The sequence below is a fragment of the Idiomarina piscisalsi genome (assembly GCF_002211765.1).
In the GTDB taxonomy this organism is placed as follows: Bacteria; Pseudomonadota; Gammaproteobacteria; order Enterobacterales; family Alteromonadaceae; genus Idiomarina; species Idiomarina piscisalsi_A.
This window is the reverse complement of sequence record NZ_CP022133.1, coordinates 1333495-1351744: the sequence shown is the minus strand read 5'-3', so window position 1 is coordinate 1351744 and position 18250 is coordinate 1333495. Positions and strand designations below refer to the sequence as shown.

Annotated in this window: 17 protein-coding genes; 15 read left to right on the top strand and 2 right to left on the bottom strand. The window is 45.2% G+C overall.

The features are described from left to right. The first annotated feature begins 8 nt into the window (after window positions 1-8). On the top strand, window positions 9-854 hold the full coding sequence (locus CEW91_RS06485; protein ID WP_088768206.1) for a DUF6279 family lipoprotein: 846 nt from the start codon (window positions 9-11) through the stop codon (window positions 852-854). On the opposite strand, the gene pyk is transcribed toward CEW91_RS06485, so the two are convergent. After that, the gene (gene pyk / locus CEW91_RS06480; protein ID WP_088768205.1) at window positions 851-2281 is read right to left on the bottom strand and encodes a pyruvate kinase; all 1431 of its coding nucleotides are present in this window, start codon (window positions 2279-2281) and stop codon (window positions 851-853) included. The genes CEW91_RS06485 and pyk overlap by 4 nt on opposite strands. A gap of 106 nt (window positions 2282-2387) precedes the next feature. Here pyk and msrB point away from each other — a divergent pair, with 106 nt between their 5' ends. Then, window positions 2388-2786, top strand: a complete 399-nt coding sequence (gene msrB, locus CEW91_RS06475) for a peptide-methionine (R)-S-oxide reductase MsrB (protein WP_088768204.1) — start codon at window positions 2388-2390, stop codon at window positions 2784-2786. On the opposite strand, the gene CEW91_RS06470 is transcribed toward msrB, so the two are convergent. Further along, window positions 2771-3574 carry a DUF2989 domain-containing protein gene (locus tag CEW91_RS06470; RefSeq protein ID WP_088768203.1) on the bottom strand — a complete coding sequence of 268 codons (804 nt, stop codon included), beginning with the start codon at window positions 3572-3574 and terminating at the stop codon, window positions 2771-2773. The two genes, msrB and CEW91_RS06470, sit on opposite strands and share 16 nt — an antisense overlap. Before the next feature lie 156 nt (window positions 3575-3730). Between CEW91_RS06470 and CEW91_RS06465 the strand changes: the two genes are divergently transcribed. The 13 genes from CEW91_RS06465 to CEW91_RS06405 all read left to right on the top strand — a co-directional run bounded on the left by CEW91_RS06465 (window position 3731) and on the right by CEW91_RS06405 (window position 18116). After that, window positions 3731-5176 (top strand): glyceraldehyde-3-phosphate dehydrogenase, encoded by a 1446-nt coding sequence (locus tag CEW91_RS06465; RefSeq protein WP_088768202.1) that lies wholly within the window; start codon window positions 3731-3733, stop codon window positions 5174-5176. 63 nt (window positions 5177-5239) lie between these two features. Next, window positions 5240-6367, top strand: coding sequence for a M14 family metallopeptidase (locus CEW91_RS06460; RefSeq protein WP_088768201.1), 1128 nt, complete (start codon window positions 5240-5242; stop codon window positions 6365-6367). A gap of 44 nt (window positions 6368-6411) precedes the next feature. Then, entirely contained in the window at window positions 6412-8088 is a 1677-nt protein-coding gene (locus tag CEW91_RS06455) for an alanine/glycine:cation symporter family protein (protein WP_088768200.1), read from the top strand. A gap of 128 nt (window positions 8089-8216) precedes the next feature. Beyond that, window positions 8217-8543 (top strand): hypothetical protein, encoded by a 327-nt coding sequence (locus CEW91_RS06450; RefSeq protein WP_088768199.1) that lies wholly within the window; start codon window positions 8217-8219, stop codon window positions 8541-8543. Between the two features lie 3 nt (window positions 8544-8546). Further along, window positions 8547-8834 carry a YeaC family protein gene (locus CEW91_RS06445; RefSeq protein ID WP_088768198.1) on the top strand — a complete coding sequence of 96 codons (288 nt, stop codon included), beginning with the start codon at window positions 8547-8549 and terminating at the stop codon, window positions 8832-8834. 9 nt (window positions 8835-8843) lie between these two features. Continuing rightward, window positions 8844-9311: a GAF domain-containing protein gene (locus CEW91_RS06440; protein ID WP_420038558.1), complete on the top strand. Its 468-nt coding sequence runs from the start codon at window positions 8844-8846 to the stop codon at window positions 9309-9311. A gap of 5 nt (window positions 9312-9316) precedes the next feature. Continuing rightward, entirely contained in the window at window positions 9317-9607 is a 291-nt protein-coding gene (locus tag CEW91_RS06435; RefSeq protein ID WP_088768197.1) for a hypothetical protein, read from the top strand. Beyond that, the gene (gene proQ / locus CEW91_RS06430) at window positions 9600-10226 is read left to right on the top strand and encodes an RNA chaperone ProQ (RefSeq protein ID WP_088768196.1); all 627 of its coding nucleotides are present in this window, start codon (window positions 9600-9602) and stop codon (window positions 10224-10226) included. Before CEW91_RS06435 ends, proQ begins: the two co-directional genes overlap by 8 nt. Window positions 10227-10235: 9 nt before the next feature. Continuing rightward, on the top strand, window positions 10236-12296 hold the full coding sequence (gene prc, locus CEW91_RS06425) for a carboxy terminal-processing peptidase (RefSeq protein WP_088768195.1): 2061 nt from the start codon (window positions 10236-10238) through the stop codon (window positions 12294-12296). A 116-nt stretch (window positions 12297-12412) separates the two neighbouring features. Continuing rightward, window positions 12413-13795: a sodium-dependent transporter gene (locus CEW91_RS06420; protein ID WP_088768194.1), complete on the top strand. Its 1383-nt coding sequence runs from the start codon at window positions 12413-12415 to the stop codon at window positions 13793-13795. Window positions 13796-13806: 11 nt separating this feature from the next. Next, window positions 13807-15261 carry a Na+/H+ antiporter NhaC gene (gene nhaC / locus CEW91_RS06415; RefSeq protein ID WP_088768193.1) on the top strand — a complete coding sequence of 485 codons (1455 nt, stop codon included), beginning with the start codon at window positions 13807-13809 and terminating at the stop codon, window positions 15259-15261. Between the two features lie 19 nt (window positions 15262-15280). Continuing rightward, a complete protein-coding gene (gene pepN / locus CEW91_RS06410; RefSeq protein WP_088768192.1) occupies window positions 15281-17869 on the top strand; it encodes an aminopeptidase N in 2589 nt (862 codons plus the stop codon). A gap of 22 nt (window positions 17870-17891) precedes the next feature. Beyond that, window positions 17892-18116, top strand: a complete 225-nt coding sequence (locus tag CEW91_RS06405) for a DUF2835 family protein (protein ID WP_053953635.1) — start codon at window positions 17892-17894, stop codon at window positions 18114-18116. Window positions 18117-18250 lie beyond the last annotated feature (134 nt).

The window sequence follows — 18250 nt, the reverse complement described above, 5'->3', positions numbered from 1 at the left end:
CGGCGACTATGCGCTATCTCGGTTTTACTCTGTTGGTTTTACTGATGCTATCCGGTTGTACCGCTAATATCGGTTATCAGTTTGCGGATACTCTGGTTGAGTGGCGGGTAAAAGAATACGTAGAATTAAATAGTGAGCAGGAAGAAACGCTTGCAAAGAAAGTCGATGAACTCCACTTATGGCATGCCCGCACACAAATTCCAAAATACCGCGAGGCGCTGTTCAACTTGCGTCAAAAGGTAAATAACAAAACCTTAGAAAAATCCGATATTGTTGAATTTGAGCGAACGCTTCTCGGCTTTTGGCAAAACTTACTGGACAGAGCCGCGGCTGAAACGGCACTCATCAATCAGTTATCAGTTACACAAAAGCAACAACTCGTTGAAAGAATTGAAGAAAAACAACAGGACCGTTTTGAGAAATTTGAAGAAAAGCAGTCCGAAAACCCCATTTTGCGGCAACTTGAACGCGCGAACGAAGTTGAAAGTGATCTGGAAGATATTATTGGTGACTTGACTGAGCAACAAGATAAGCTGCTGCGTGACTGGGTTTCGAACAGTCCCTCAATACAGGAAGACTGGCTGAATTATCGGGCAATGTGGTTAACAGAATTTGAAACGGTGCTGCTGACTGAACCAACCGATATTAATAAGTTGAGTGCTCTTATCCAGAACCCTAAGCAATTGCGTTCTGAAGCACTTCAGGAAAAGATAGAGCAAAGTAGCGACGCGAGAAATACGTTTTTGTGGAATATGTATGTAAGCTTATCTGACAAACAACGTAAGGCGGCGGTTGCAAAGGCCGATGAGTACATCGACCTTCTCGATGATATTACCGAAGACTTTAAAGGCTAGCTCACTTCAATAATCTTACAGGTATTGCTTGACCCAACGGTCTCCATGACGTCACCGTGAGTCAAAATAACCAAGTCACCGGTTTTTAAGTGGCCTTGAGACTTCAAAACCGCTACGGCTTCAAGAATAGGGTTTTCGGTTTTGGTTGAGTCAAAATTAATAGGGTAAACACCGCGATACATGGCCGACTTATTGCGACTTTCAGCATGACGCGATAATGAAAAAATGGGCAAGTGCGAGGTAATACGTGACATCAGCTTTGCCGTAAAGCCAGACTCCGTTAGTGCGACAATAGCGGCGACGCCACTTAAATGTGTTGCCGCATACATTGCAGACATCGCAGTGGCTTCAGTGATGCTCGAGAAAACTTCCTCCAGATCTTTATGATCCAGCTTGGCTGAAGGGTGAGTTTCGGCGCCGAGACATATTTCTGCCATGGCTTTAACTGTGGCAATCGGGTGTTTCCCCGCGGCTGTTTCCGCAGACAACATAACCGCATCGGTACCATCAAGCACGGCGTTGGCAACGTCCATCACCTCGGCTCGCGTCGGCATTGGGTTTTCTATCATCGATTCCATCATTTGTGTTGCCGTAATAACAACACGATTTAACTGGCGCGCACGGGAAATAATAAGCTTTTGTTTACCCACCAACTGAGCGTCACCAATTTCTACCCCTAAGTCACCACGAGCAACCATAACGGCATCCGAAGCGCGAATAATATCGTCCAACGCATGTTCACTGGCAACAGCTTCCGCGCGTTCTATTTTTGCGCAAAGTAGCCCTTTACCACCGGCATTACGAAGCAAATGACGAGCCTGGTTAATATCGTCGCCACTACGAGGGAATGAAACCGCCAGATAGTCGACACCAATTTCAGCCGCTGTTTTTATGTCAGCGAAGTCTTTTTCCGTTAATGCAGCCGCAGAAAGTCCGCCGCCTTGACGATTAATGCCTTTATTATTCGACAGGGTGCCGCCAATGGTTACGACCGTGTGAACTTTACTGCCTTCAATTTCTGTTACTTTCAGCTGTAAACGACCGTCATCAAGTAAGAGAATATCGTCTGGTGCAACGTCCTCTGGTAGCTGCTTATAGTCTAGACCAACGGCATGCTCGTCACCGGCGTCTTTGGGCATTTCAGCATCCAGCGTAAACTGATCGCCCGCATTTAAATTAACGTAGTCATTTTTAAAACGAGCGATACGAATTTTAGGTCCTTGCAGGTCGCCAAGAATAGCGACATGGGCATTTAGCTCAGCAGCTATTTCGCGAACCATAGACGCCCGTTTTTTATGATCATCTGCGTTGCCATGAGAGAAATTAAGGCGAACCACATTGGCTCCTGCCTGTATCAATGACCGTAGGGTGTCTTTTGAATCTGTGGCAGGACCAAGGGTGGTTACAATTTTGGTACGTCGAAGCATGCTTAACTCCAGCAATATGACAATATATGTAACAATAATTTTAGCATAGGCTTTATATCAGTAGTATGACATAACGCCTGTTTACCGAATAAATAAGGAGCGACTTATGGCGGAGAAGGACTGGAAAGACCTATCTGATGATGAATGGAAAAATAAGCTATCAGACGATGCGTATTATGTGTTGAGACAAAAAGGTACCGAGCGCCCATTCACCGGCGAATACATAACGGCGGATAAAGACGGAGTTTATCGCTGCGCAGGGTGTGGGCAGGCAATATTTTCAGGCGACACTCAGTTTGACTCGCATTGTGGGTGGCCAAGTTTTGATTCAGCGATTGAAGGTGCCGTTCGCTATGAAAAAGATACCACTCACGGCATGGTCAGAGTTGAGGTGTTATGCAGCCGCTGCGACGGACACCTGGGTCATGTCTTTGATGACGGACCGACGGAAACCGGCAAGCGCTACTGCATTAACTCGGTCGCTATGCGTTACGAAGACGAATAGCGACCTTTAAAGCGGCCTTCTTTTATTTGGTTAACGATGTCTTCAGCCTGTTCGTCCCAGTTATCGTATTCGTCTTCCGATGCGGTGACGATATTTTTCATGCTGCTTTTGTCGAGGTTCTCCTGACCCAGTTGCCAGGCGACTTGTGACCATACGTAGGCTTTTTCGGCTTCGCCTTCTTTAAGGTACATCGATACGAGCGTTGAAGGAATCTCCGGATTGATGCGGTCACCTTCTTTGTATAAGCGAAGTGCGTTATAAAGCAGCTTGAAGGTTTTCTCGGAATCTTGCTTCGTGTAGTAAGTCGCTAACGCCAGTTGCAGTTCTGGCGTTTGCAGACGCTTAGAGCCTTCCATCGCTAATAGTTTTTGAAGCGCCTCGTCATTGCCTTGGTTAGACCAATGCCAATATAACCAGAGCGGGTGTTCAGAGCTTCTGGTTTCGTTGGCGAGCGCTTTAATATTCTTCTGGGAATTTATATACGCTTCAATACGGTTAGACTGTTTTTGTTTTAGTTTTTTGTGCTCAATGGTTGACGCCAGTTCGATACATTTACTGTATTCCTGCAAGTCCTGCATCAGGTAATACTGATTTTCCGGGGTTTTGTTTTGACTGACACCGTAACGACTGAAAATTAGCTGGCGTCGCTCTGAGTTACACCAGTTATCATCGTTTAAATCACTGCACATAGAAGGCGTGTTTTGACAAATTTCCCGAACGGTAGGGGCACTGTCATAGCATCCCGCAAGAGGGAGTAGAGCAATAAGAGCTGCGTATTTTTTAATCATAGTCACCCGTTTACGGTATCATTAAAAGCGGATTTTCTCTTAAAGTTGGCTTCATGCCGACCTTTTCAGTACAATACTGCGGATTTTTAAGCGTAGCACTTTATTTGCTTACTGAACACGCTCACTGAACATTAAGTACAGAGGACAGGGCTCAATATGAATGCTAACCAGCAAGATCCTACTTTAGCAAGCTGGCAAGAACGCCAGGAATACGCAGAACAAATGCAGCCGATTCTCGGCAAGCTTTACCGTAACTTTGGAGTTGAAATCCTTGTTTACGGACGTTCTCTGCTGAACGTTTCAACCATTAATATCATTAAGTCTCATCGTTTAATTCGCCGTTACGAAGGTCAAAAAATTCGTTTACGTGAGAGCTTCCCATTTTTAGAAGCTATGGCTGAGTTGAAACTGTCTCCAGCACGCGTTGACTTAGGCAAGTTGGCTTATGGTTATCTGTTTGGCGGTAAAGCTGGCGACTTGTCAATTAAAGACTATGTGAAGCGTGAGCTGGCCGATATTATTGACAGAGAAGATGATATTGAGCCGCGTGACGTTGTTCTTTATGGCTTTGGTCGTATCGGTCGTTTATTAGCGCGCCAGCTTATTGAGCGTAATGGTGCTAACAATAAAATGCGCTTAAGAGCCGTGGTTGTTCGCGGTGGTCGTGACGGTGACTTGGAAAAACGTGCAAGCTTGCTACGTCGTGACTCTATCCATGGTCAATTTAATGGCTCCATCACGGTTGATCATGAAAACCAAAGCATTAAAGCCAATGGCACCAACATCAAAGTCATCTATTCTGACGGCCCAGATCAAGTCGACTATACTCAATACGGCATTAATAATGCGATTGTTATCGACAACACCGGTATTTGGAAGGACGAAGCCGGTCTTGGTCTGCACCTGAAATCAAAAGGTGTCAGCAAAGTATTACTGACAGCACCGTCAAAAGGCGATATCAAAAACATCGTATTTGGCGTTAACGACGGTGATATTGAAGACGGCGATGCGATTGTTTCAGCTGCAAGCTGCACAACTAATGCGATTACGCCAGTGCTAAAAGCCGTAAATGACAAATACGGTATTCGCAATGGTCACGTTGAAACCGTTCACTCATACACTAATGACCAAAACCTGATTGATAACTACCATAAAGCGGATCGCCGCGGTCGTTCAGCACCGCTGAACATGGTTATCACCTCGACGGGTGCAGCAAAAGCGGTAGCCAAAGCATTGCCAGAAATGGCAGGCAAGCTTACGGGGAACGCTATTCGTGTTCCAACGCCTAACGTATCGATGGCTATCATGAACCTGAATTTAGAAAAAGCGACATCTCGCGATGAGTTAAATGACTTTTTGCGTGACACCGCTTTACACTCGGAGCTGGTTAACCAAATCGACTATACTGCATCAACGGAAATTGTCTCTTCTGACTTGGTTGGTTCACGCCATGCGGGCGTTGTAGACTCGCAGGCAACGATTGTCGACGAAGACCGTGCTGTACTTTACGTATGGTATGACAACGAGTTTGGTTATAGCTGTCAGGTGGTTCGTGTCGCAGAATCTATGGCGGGACTTAAGGTTCCGAATCTGCCTAAATAACGTTAAAAGAGCGCCCGCCGGGCGCTTTTTTGTTGTACCGTATTGCTTTAATAAAGGTGAATTATGCGTATTTCTGCTCATTTCGATAGTGGCAACATTCAGGTTATCAGCGCGGACAGTGCCGACAACATCCGTCTCGCAATTAATAAAGACAATCAGTCTGACTTTTATCAGTGGTTCCATTTTAAACTGTTTGCCGAAGCAGGCACTGAGCATGTCATGGTTATCGAAAATGCCGCTGGCTCAGCTTATCCTGACGGCTGGGACGGCTATCAGGCATTAGCGTCTTATGACCGCGAAACCTGGTTCCGGGTACCGACAGACTACAATGGCAAAGAGCTCACAATTCGTCACACCCCGGAACAAGAAAGCGTTTATTACGCATACTTTGTTCCTTATTCTTATGAACGTCACCAGGACTTGATTCAATCCGCTCAACAATCTGTCGATTGCTACCACGAGCTGTTAGGTGAAACCATCGATGGTCGTGAGCTTAACTTATTGGTGATTGGTGAGCCGGCAGAACATAAAAACACTATTTGGGTTACCGCACGTCAGCATCCGGGCGAGTCTATGGCTGAATGGTTTATGGAAGGTTTCATTGGACGCTTATTGGACGACGAAGATGGTGTTGCTCGTAAGCTGCTAGACAACAATGTATTTTACGTTGTTCCGAATATGAACCCGGACGGTAGTGTCCGTGGCCATTTGCGCACAAACGCAGTAGGTACCAACCTGAATCGCGAGTGGGCGGAACCCAGCTTGGAAAAAAGCCCGGAAGTTTTCTACGTTCTAAAACGTATGGAGCAAACTGGCGTAGATATGTTTTTGGATGTGCATGGTGACGAAGCTTTGCCATATAACTTTGTTGCAGGATGTGAGGGTATTCCTTCTTACGATGATCGCCACAAAGACTTGGAAGACACATTCAAAGCGGCTTTATTGACCACAACGCCAGAGTTCCAAACCAAGTACGGTTACGAGCGGGATGAACCGGGTAAAGCAAACATGACGGTTGCTAATTCGGCGGTAGGTGAGAAGTTCAAATGCCTTTCTTATACGTTAGAAATGCCGTTTAAAGATAACGCTGACTTGCCGGATGAAGATTTTGGCTGGTCTGCTCCTCGTTCGCATCGCTTAGGTGAAGATGTATTAACCGCAATATTGGCAGTATCACCAAAATTGCGTTAAAACTAGAGTGAATTAACAATAATAACAACAAGAGGGGGTCTTCCTTGGAAGCGCTCAATAACTTTCTATTATGGATTGACGGTTTTTTAGGCTCTGCTGCCTATTTCCCGTTTATCTTACTTGGTGTGGGTCTATTCTTTACGTTATACCTTGGGTTTCCACAAGTAAGATACTTCAGACACGCATGGCGGGTATTAGCGGGCAAATTTGACCGTAAAGACTCACAAGGTGATACCAGTCACTTCCAGGCTTTATCGACGGCGCTGTCCGGTACCGTTGGTACCGGTAACATCGGTGGGGTTGCACTGGCTATATTCTTAGGTGGACCAGCCGCTATTTTCTGGATGTGGATGACCGCATTCTTGGGCATGACCACAAAGTTTGTTGAGGTGACTTTATCGCATAAATACCGTGTAAAAACCGAAGATGGGACTATGGCTGGTGGTCCTATGTATTACATGGATCGTCGCCTAAACATGAAATGGCTAGCCGTTATCTTTGCTATTGCCACTATTGTTAGCTCTTTCGGTACGGGCAATATGCCGCAAATCAATAACATTGCTCAGTCAATGGAACAGACTTTCCAGATCGATCCGGTCTGGACAGGCGCTATTCTATCAATACTGTTAGCGATGGTTATTATTGGCGGTATTAAACGTATTGCGGCGGTGACTTCAAAGATTGTTCCTATTATGGGGATTCTTTATGTTATCGGCTCTTTAAGCGTTATCTTCTTCAATATTGATAACATTGGTGAGTCATTCGTCTCTATTTTCAGAGATGCCTTTACTGGCTCAGCGGCTGCTGGTGGCTTCTTAGGCGCTAGTTTTGCGTACGCCTTTAACCGGGGCGTTAACCGTGGCTTATTCTCGAACGAGGCGGGTCAGGGTTCGGCACCGATTGCGCACGCATCAGCAAAAGCGAAAGACCCGGTTGCTGAAGGTCTGGTTTCAATTCTGGAGCCGTTCCTGGACACCATTTTAATTTGTACTTTAACCGGTTTGGTTATCTTATCTTCGGGGGTTTGGACCGAGAAGCATGAGAATAACTTTGCCCGCAGTGACCTAGACTTTATTGTAGGTCAGTACAATGATGTTGATACTGATGACCGTGAAGAGCTTTATAAGTACTTGAACGGCTTCAGTGATACTGAAATTGAGCGTTACTCCGGTAAGCTGGAAGTGGTTGATGGTGAAGCGCAAACAGCTGATGAAATCACTATTTTGCATGCACGCTCAGTAGCAGAAGATGTTCGTTTTATTATTGCTGGTGAAGATGCCTATAACGGCACCGTTGAGATTAAGAACGGTAACTTAATAAAAGAAGACATCGAAGTGGTTGGTAAGTCACTGGTGCACTCAGCAGCTTTAACCTCATTGGCCTTTGCTAACGGTTACTTCGGTGATTACGGACAATACATTATTCCGCTGACGTTACTTATGTTCGCGTTTTCTACAGCGATAGCCTGGTCGTACTATGGTGACAGGGCGGTTGTCTATCTGGTCGGCCAGAAAGGTGTTATGCCGTACCGCATTTTATACGTTGCGGGCTTCTTCTGGGCGTCATTTGCGGATACAACGCTCGTTTGGACAGCGTCAGCAGTTGCTATTGTACTCATGACCCTACCTAACTTACTCGGTATGTTGCTGCTTCATAAAGAAATGAAGTCAACGGTGAAGTCTTACTGGAAAGACTTCGGAGATGCCGATAAGAAGAAATAAAAGGCTATGAGCTCTCTAAAACGGTCAGTTATCGCTGGCCGTTTTTTTATTTTCTTATTCACTTTGCTTGAAATTCAGCGCAAAAGCCTTATATTGCAAGGACTGCATAAGAGGTAGGTTATGAAATTATGGCGTTAACGAAATGCCCATCTTGTAATAAGCGAATATCGTCAAAGGCGAGAGAATGCCCCCACTGCCAATTCGTTTTAGCTGGACAAAGTAAGGACGATATAGAGCGCGAACGGCGTCGCTTAAAGCAGGAAAAATCTGACAAGCTGGTATCCCGTTCCATGTTGGCTCTAATTATTGCCATAGCGGCTTTTACCTATTTGTTTATGCAACAGCCACAACCGCTGTCATGGGGTTATAGCATTGCTATTGGCGGCATTGTTGTCGGTTTAATATGGTTTGTTATAAACCGAGTACAGTTGATGTTCTTAAAGAAGAAGCAATAACTCATGCAGTTTGACGACTTAATTAATAGTATGACACCAGAGGTCTATGAGCGTTTGGTGCAGTCGGTAGAAACAGGCAAATGGCCGGACGGGAATAAACTGACCGAGGAACAACGCGAAAACTCGCTGCAGTTAGTGATGGCGTATCAAGCAAAGTTTGCTAATTCTGACGAGGCCTACACGGTTGGACCGGATGGGAATATTATTTCTAAGTCTAAACGTGAGTTAAAAGACCAGTTTCGTACTGGCAACGACACGGCTTCTATAGCCCGATTTAAGCTCGATAATTAAGTTGAATAAATGATGAAAGCGCAGTTGTATTCCGACCTTTTACGCCAGGCTCAAGCTATTACCGAAGGTGAGTCTAATCTCATTGCGAACCTTTCTAATATTTCCGCTCTTTTGTATGACGCAATTGATGATATTAATTGGCTTGGTTTTTATTTAGCTGACTCAAACGAAGAACTTGTTTTAGGTCCATTCCAGGGCAAAGTCGCTTGTGTGCGAATTCCCTTTGGAAAAGGCGTTTGCGGTGTTGGTGCTAAAACCCAACAGACACAGTGCGTTAAAAATGTTCATGAATTCGAAGGGCACATTGCGTGTGATTCAGCGTCTAACAGTGAAATTGTTGCGCCTATTGTTGTTAATGGAAAAACAGTGGCGGTGCTCGATATAGACAGCCCGTCTATTGGTCGCTTCGATCATGAAGACGCTGCAGGCTTTCAAAAAATAGCTGACTTTTGTAGCAACCTGAACTGGCAGAAGTAATCTTTATGTTTGCTGAGTTTGATATTCATAGCTATTTGGTTACGCGCGAAGACGCCGTGTTTTTTGATGACGACGCAGAAGAAGCGGCGGATCAAATCAATGAAATGCTGCATCATATTAATGCGCTGCGCACAGATGACGATAACACAGAACAATTAGAAGAGATGGTTCGTCGTACGTTGTATGACTGGATAGAAGAACCCGCTCTTTTAGAATTATCATTTGATGAAATGGACGAATACGTTCAAAACCTAATGGACGACGTTCGAGAACAGGAAGAAGAACAGAATGACTGAACCGGAAAAACTAACGAAGAGCAAAGACGTTATTGCCTACCTTGCAGAACAGTTCCCTAACTGCTTTTCGTTAAAAGGTGATGCCAAGCCATTAAAAATAGGCATTTTTGAAGACTTAGCAAAACGTTTAGAAGACGATGAAAAAGTCAGCAAAACTCGTTTAAGAACGGCGCTTCGTCACTACACCAATAGCTGGCGTTACCTTTACAGCATAAAAGCCGGGGAAGCTCGTGTTGATCTCGACGGTAACGAAGCTGATAAAGTGACCGAAGAGCATCAGGAACATGCACAAGAGTCATTAAAAGAGTCAAAAGCAAAAGCCGCTCAGAAAGCAAAAGAAAAAAATACTGCTAAGCCAAAAGCACCGGTGAAAAAGAAAAGTACTGAATCGGCGAAACCCAGCAAGCCTAAAGCGGCCAAGAAAAAGCCCAAACCTGAGTTAAAACTGGAAGAAGTGGAACTTAGCAAGCTGTCTGTAGGTCAACAAGTACAGGTTAAGGCTGGAAATCAGCCTATGACGGGAACCATTACTGAGCTGGATAAGAACGACGTTCAAGTTCAACTGGCCAATGGTCTCAGCATGAAAGTAAAAGCGGATAAGATATTTTTACGCGCTTAGGAGCATTGAATGAAACACTTGGCTGTAAGAAGTTATTTATTAGCGTTAGCTGTTGCTGTACCAACGGCTTACGCAATCCCCCCAAAACACAGTGTCGATGAGTTGCCGGAATTAGAGCAAGAGTCTCAACACGATACAGCCAGTGAACGAATCACCTCCTATTTTACTCGTTATCACTATAGCGGTATGACGCTTGATAACGAGTTGTCTGAGCAAATATACGATCGTTATTTTGAGATGCTAGACTACAGCAAAATATTTTTGCTGAAAGACGATGTTGAAAGTGCCGCTGAATACAAACACTTATTCGATGACATGTTGAAAAGCGGTGAACTCGATGTTGCCTACGATATTTATCAAAACAGTTTAGAGCGTCGCTTTGATCGATATACTTATGCGCTTTCTTTGCTGGACGACGAAAAGCCAATGGATTTTTCAGTCGAGGGCGATAAGTATTATTACGATCGTGAAGATGCGGAGTGGGCAACAACAGAAAAAGAACTTAATGATCTCTGGCAAAGCCGTGTTAAATACGATGCGCTTAATTTAAAACTAGCCGGTAAAGAGTGGCCTGAAATCGTTGAAACTTTGGGTAAACGCTACAACAGTGCTCTTAATCGTTTAACCAAGTCTAAGAGCGAAGACGTATTTCAGACACTAATGAATGCGTTTGCGCGTTCGGTTGAACCACACACTAGTTATTTGTCGCCATCAAACTCTGAGCGTTTCAAACAAAACATGAACCTCGAGCTTGAGGGAATTGGCGCCGTTTTACAGTCGGAATATGACTACACCGTTATTCGTAGCTTAGTGCCAGGCGGTCCGGCGGACAAGACAGGCAAGCTGTCACCGGAAGATAAAATTATTGCTGTCGGGCAGGGTGAAGGTGAGGACAAGGAAGAGTTTGTCGATATCATCGGCATGCGATTAGACGATGTGGTTGAATTAATCAAAGGGCCTAAAGGCACGACGGTGCGTTTGCAGGTGTTGAAAGCCAGTCAAGGTGCGGGCGGAACCCCTAACGTTGTCAAGGTTACTCGTGACAAAGTTAAATTGGAGGACCGTGCTGCAAAAGCGGAAGTGAAAACCATCGAAGAGGGTATTTACGAAGGCCAGAAGATGGGCGTCATTGAAATACCCGGTTTCTATAACAACCTGACAGCCGATGTTAAAAAGCTGATAAATGACATGCGCTCAGAGGACGTAGAAGGCTTGATTATTGACTTGCGCGGTAACGGCGGTGGCGCTTTAACAGAAGCGATTGGTTTAACGGGGTTATTTATTGATAAAGGGCCGGTCGTCCAGGTCAGTGACGGGCGCGGACGGGTTGATGTCAGCGAAGATAAAGACGGTAAAGTATTCTATTCCGGTCCCTTATTTGTCATGGTTGACCGTTACAGTGCATCGGCTTCTGAGATATTTGCAGCCGCAATGCAAGACTACGAGCGTGCACTTATATTGGGCGAAAACACCTTCGGTAAAGGAACGGTTCAGCAACATCGTGGCTTGGCACGTCGTTTTGACTTTTTTGATGAGCCGCTAGGCAGTGTTCAGTACACTATTGCAAAGTTTTACCGTATAGATGGCGGCAGTACGCAACTCAAAGGCGTTCAACCAGATATCGTATTTCCGTCTTTCGTAGAAGCGTCGGAGTGGGGCGAAAGCAAAGAAGACAACGCGCTACCCTGGGATAAAATTAAAAAGGCCGACTTTAAACCGCTCAATAGAGTTGGCGACTCCGAAGTTGAGCTACTTCAAACTCGCTTAAACAAACGCATTGAAAGCGAGCCTGAGTTTACGTTTATCTTTGAAGATATTGAACGTTACCGTTTAGAGAAAGATAAAACCTGGGTAAGCCTGGAAGCTGAAGATCGTAAGAACAAAGAAGACGAGCAAAAAGCTCGTCAGCTTGAACGGGTCAATGCCCGATTAAAACGAGCGGGCAAGAAGCCTGTTGAAGATATCGAAGACGCCCCTGAAGAAGTAACTGAGGTTGACCCTTACCTCGATCAGGCACTGCTTGTAGCGATGGACTTCATTAACGGCGAGGAACTTGCAGCGAATAATTAGTCGCTAACGCATAATTTAAATACCGCCTTAATTGGCGGTATTTTTTTAACGCAACCGACAACAACATAGGCGGTTGTGATATAACTCAATAAAATAACAACAATAACTAAAAAACAATGACAAACAATCAGACAATCTCAAGCCGCTGGTCTAGCCGGCTAAGTTTCATTCTCGCATCTTCCGCTGCCGCTGTTGGTCTGGGCAACATATGGAAGTTTCCGTATGTCATGGGAGAAAACGGCGGCGGTGCTTTCGTTCTTATTTACTTGCTATGTATTCTGGGAATTGGCATCCCTATCATGATTGCCGAGGTTATTATCGGTCGTCGAGGTCGGCACTCACCGGGGTACGCGGCAAAGTCGGTCGCGCAAGAATCAGGAAGGAGCTCTTTCTGGCAAAGCGCTGGCTGGTTAGGCATGCTGACGGGCTATTTAGTGCTGAGTTTTTATGCCGTCATCGCGGGCTGGGCGTTAGCTTATGTATTTAAAGCCGGCCAGGGGTTATTTGAAGGTGCTTCAGCCGAACAGGTGGGCAGTGTTTTCACTGGGCTATTGTCGTCTCCAGGCGAATTGATGTTATGGCACAGCCTTATTATTGTCGCCACCGTTTTAGTCGTTGGCAATGGCGTAAAAAATGGTTTGGAACGCTCTGTCCGTTTTCTATTACCAGCCATGATTTTGCTGCTTGTCGGCATTGCCGTATACGTAGGCAATATTGGCGACTTTTCCGCTGCAATAACCTTTATGTTCGAGCCGGACTTTAGCAAGCTGTCGGTAAACGGCGTAATGATTGCTTTAGGCCATTCGTTCTTCACATTAGGCTTAGCGTCAGGTGTGGTCATTATGTACGGGGCTTACTTGCCCCGTGAAACGTCGATAGTACAAACCAGCCTCTGGATAGCCGTTATCGATACCATTGTCGCGCTGCTGGCCGGCTTGGCGATATTTCCTTTGGTCTTTGGCTTTGGACTGACCCCGAGTGAGGGGCCCGGTCTTATTTTCACCACGTTACCTTTGGCATTTGCGGAAATGCCGGCTGGTACGCTGCTTGGTACCGTGTTTTTCATTATGCTTGTTATAGCGGCTTTTACATCGGCTATCGCGATGATTGAGTCTTCCGTGGCTTTTGTCGCAGAGAAGTTCTCTTTAAGCCGCTGGCCAGCAACGCTTGTTTCCGGTTTTGTGCTTTGGTTATTAGGGCAGCTAACCATCCACTCATTTGCAGGGAGTGAATGGGCTCAACTTAGCGGTGAGTGGCTGGGTAAACCTATTAACTCAATTTTTGATATTATTGACCTTTTGACGTCCAGTATCTTACTGCCATTAGGTGGGCTGTTACTGGCTATTTTGGCTGGATGGGTGATGAAGAGAGAGCACAGCGAAAATGAATTAGACAGCCACAAACCGATTTTTGACGTTTGGTTGTTGTGCGTTAAATACATTGCGCCTGTAGCCATTATTATTATTTTCTTGCAGTTAATTGGTTTTATAAAACTTTAGGTTAAAAATTAATGAGTCATACAACAAAACAACCAAGTTTATTCCAAGCTTTAGTTCCACTAATGGCGCTGATTGTCATGCTGGCTTCATCCGTTTATTTATTCGGGGAAGATTCGTCTTATGGGCCTAACCAAATTGCGCTATTAGTTGCATCAGGCATTGCCGTTATCATTGGTTTCCGCAATGGTTTTAGTTGGTCGCAAATAGAAGAGGGTATTACTGAAGGTATTTCCGTTGCGCTGGGCGCTATGCTAATCATTCTTGCGGTTGGCTCATTAATTGGAACTTGGCTGTTGTCGGGTACCGTACCGACGCTTATCTATTTTGGTCTAGAGCTTTTAAATCCCGGCCTGTTTTATGCTGCCAGTTGTATTATTTGCGGTATTGTCGCGCTTTCAATTGGGAGTTCATGGACAACAGCCGCGACCATCGGTGTCGCATTGATGGGGGTTGCTTCCGGTATGGGGCTTGAACCGGCTATTGCTGCAGGTGCGATAGTTTCAGGGGCATATTTTGGTGATAAAATGTCTCCACTTTCTGATACCACAAACCTGGCTCCCGCCGTTGCCGGTACAGAGCTGTTCGCGCATATTCGTTACATGGGATACACCGCCGGCCCGGCGTTTGTAATATCGGTTATCATTTTCCTTATTCTCGGTCTAAACGCAGATACTAACGTTAGCCTTCAGCGATTAGAGCAAATGCAAACTCAGCTTCAGGCAACCTTTAACATTGGCTGGGAAATGCTGGTACCACTTGCGATACTCTTATACTTAGCCGCAACCCGTAAACCGGCATTACCCACCGTATTCTTTGGTGCTTTATTAGGCGGTGCCTGGGCGCTTATTTTCCAGCCTGAGATGGTGACGCAAATTGCTGGTGAAGAAGGTTGGGTAGCCTCTCTGAAGGTGGTTTGGCTCGCGCTGTCCGATGGCACTATTGTTAGTACTGGCAGTGCTAATCTGGACTCTCTGCTAAGTGGCGGTGGCATGGTGTCCATGCTCAATACCGTTTGGCTCATTCTTAGCGCAATGACGTTCGGCGCTATTATGGAAAAAATAGGGCTGCTTGAGCGCTTTATTCGAGGCATGCTAAAAGCCAGCAAGTCGGTTGGTTCATTGATTACCGGAACACTGTTTACTTGCTTTGGCGCAAACGTTTTAACCGCAGACCAATATATGGCTATCGTTTTGCCTGGTCGTATGTTCCGGGAAGAGTATGAGCGTCGTAACCTTGATCCTCGCGTGCTATCTCGTACGTTAGAAGACAGTGGTACTATCACGTCAGCATTAATTCCATGGAATACCTGTGGTGCTTATATGTTCTCGGTGCTTGCGGTAAGCCCATTTGAGTATGGTATCTTTGCGTTCTTCAACTACTTAACACCGTTAATTGCTATCGTGTTTGCCTACACAGGATGGACCATTCTTTATAAAAAGCCAGAGCCAAAAGAAGCAACGGCCTAATCAGTACTGAAAGGAAGTTATGACACAGTTACCGAAAGCGAAGTATAGAAAAGATTATCAACAACCCGAATTTACTATTTCAACGGTTGATTTGACCTTTGAGTTACACCCTGAAAATACTCGGGTCACTAATGGCATGAAGGTTGAGCGCCAAGGCAATCACAGTAAGCCGTTGGTGCTTGATGGCGAAGACATAACGCTGAATAGCGTCAAAGTGAATAATGAGGTTGTTCCGGCCGAAAACTGGAAGGTTGAAAATAACCAATTGATACTCGAAACAGCGCTCGATAACTTTGAACTCACCATTGAGAATACCGTTAACCCAAGCGCCAATGAGGCGCTTGAAGGTTTGTATTTAGCCGAAGGAACTTACTGTACGCAATGTGAGGCTGAAGGATTTCGTCGCATTAGCTACTTTATGGATCGTCCCGACGTTCTAGCCAAATACCGCACAACGGTTATTGCCGATAAAGAAGGCTATCCATACTTGCTATCAAACGGTAATCGCGTTGAATATCGTGAGATAGAAGGAGGTAAACACCTAGCCGTTTGGGAAGACCCTCATCCGAAACCCAGCTATTTGTTTGCCTTAGTGGCTGGTAACTTCGACTTACTGGAAGATGCTTTCACAACCAAAGATGGCAGAAACGTAGAGCTTCAGCTGTTTGTCGATAAAGGCAACCTTCATCGTGCCCCACACGCCATGGAGTCGCTCAAAAATGCCATGAAATGGGACGAAGAGCGTTTTAACTTGGTTTATGACCTCGATATTTATATGGTCGTTGCAGTAGACTTTTTTAATATGGGGGCTATGGAGAATAAAGGCTTAAACGTCTTTAATGCCAAATACGTATTGGCGAATCCAGAAACTGCAACAGACCAGGACTTTTTGAACATTGAGTCGGTTATTGGTCATGAATATTTTCATAACTGGACGGGTAACCGGGTGACTTGCCGTGACTGGTTCCAGTTGTCACTAAAAGAAGGTTTAACTGTTTTTCGTGATCAAGAGTTTAGTTCCGATTTAGGCTCTCGCGCAGTCAATCGTATTAATGACGTCAAGGTCATTAGAAGTCATCAGTTTGCGGAAGACGCAAGTCCAATGGCGCATCCTATTCGCCCGGATAAAGTCGTTCAAATGAACAACTTTTATACCGTCACTGTGTATAACAAGGGCGCAGAAGTCATTCGCATGATTCATACCCTGTTAGGCGAAGAGGGCTTTCAAAAGGGCATGGCACTCTACTTTGAGCGCTTTGACGGACAAGCCGTTACCTGCGAAGATTTTGTGGCGGCGATGGAAGATGCCAATGGTGCTGATTTTAGCTGTTTCCGCAACTGGTATTCACAAGCGGGTACTCCAACCGTTTCCGTCGAGCAAGATTATGATGCACAACAGCAAAAATTAACGATGACCCTACGGCAGGAAACACCTGCTACGCCCGGGCAAAGCGAAAAGGCACCATTCCATATTCCGGTGAAATGGTCAGCGTATTCCTTAAAAGGGCAGCCGTTACAATTGTCTGATGATCAGCTGATTCACCTTAAAGATAAAGAGCTAACGCTAAGCTTCGAAAATGTTGCCGAACAGCCTGTTTTATCGCTGTTTGAGAACTTTTCGGCACCGGTGAAAGTGAAGCGCGACATCAGTGACGATGAATTACGTGTTCTAATGGCTCATAGCCAGGACGAATTTAGTCGTTGGGATGCTGCGCAAACCCTATTTTCACGTAAGGTTGAACAGTCGATATCAAGTGACACAACGGTAGAGTTAGATGAGCAAACCGTTACGTCTTGCCGAAACTTACTGCTTGGAGACAGCGACCCGGCTTTAATTGCTTTAGCGTTAACATTACCAACGCCTGCAACCATTGCTGAAAGCTTTAGTGTGATACCTGTTGAGCGAATTAACGAAAACCTTGATACGCTTAAACAGGAGCTCGCTGACGCGTTAAAAGAAGACTTTATTAGTGTTTACAATAAGTGTGCAACTAAACACCCTTATGAGTTATCAGCACAAGACATTGCGGCGCGACAACTCAAGAAAGTCTGTTTGAGTTATCTCGCATTAACTGATGGCAATAACGACCTAATTGAGCATGAATTTAATCAGGCCGACAACCTGACTGATCAGCTTGCGGCATTGCAGGCCGTAGTTTGGTCAAATCATTCGCTGTCGAAAACATTCCTGGAGGCCTTTGATAAGCAGTGGCGTGGGGAAAAACTGGTGATGGACAAGTGGTTTAGTACTCAAGCAGTTGCCAATAACGAAGCGACCGTCGAGCGGCTTACTGAGCTCATGTCGCACCCAGACTTCAGCATTAAAAATCCGAACCGCGTTTATTCCTTACTGGCTGCTTTCACACAGAACCAAGCGCAGTTCCATCGAGCTGACGGTAAAGGGTACCAACTGGTAGCGGAGCAAATTAAAGTATTGAATAACTTTAACCCTCAGGTCGCGTCACGCTTATTGTCTGCGTTTGTTAGCTGGCGTCGCTATGACGAAAAACGTCAAGAGCTAATGAAAGCTGAGTTGAAAGGCATTCAGTCTTTACCAAACTTAGCCAGCGACTTGTTTGAAAAAGTCGAAAGTTGTCTAACTGAATAATTATTTAAGGTAGGCGAGTAACGTGATCATCCAGTATGTCTTTAGTCTGTCCATGAGCTATCAGGAATACTGTGATGTTTACTATAACAAGGGCTTTCAACAGGTCGTTGTAACCACTGATAACGGCACGCGGGTCGCTATTCCCGCGGGCCGCTTTATAAAGTTTATTGATAGCCAGGGCATAAGAGGTCGCTTCTGCCTACAAGTCGATGAAAATCAAAAATTTGTTGATTTACGTCGTGTCTAAAGACTTCCATTCAGTTAAATAACATAGTTATTTCTCAATCCCCGAAATATCTGGTCTAAACACTGGTTTTTAATGCGAAATAGCGTTGAAAGCCTATGATAAATGTCCGACAATAACATCAATCATAGATTCAT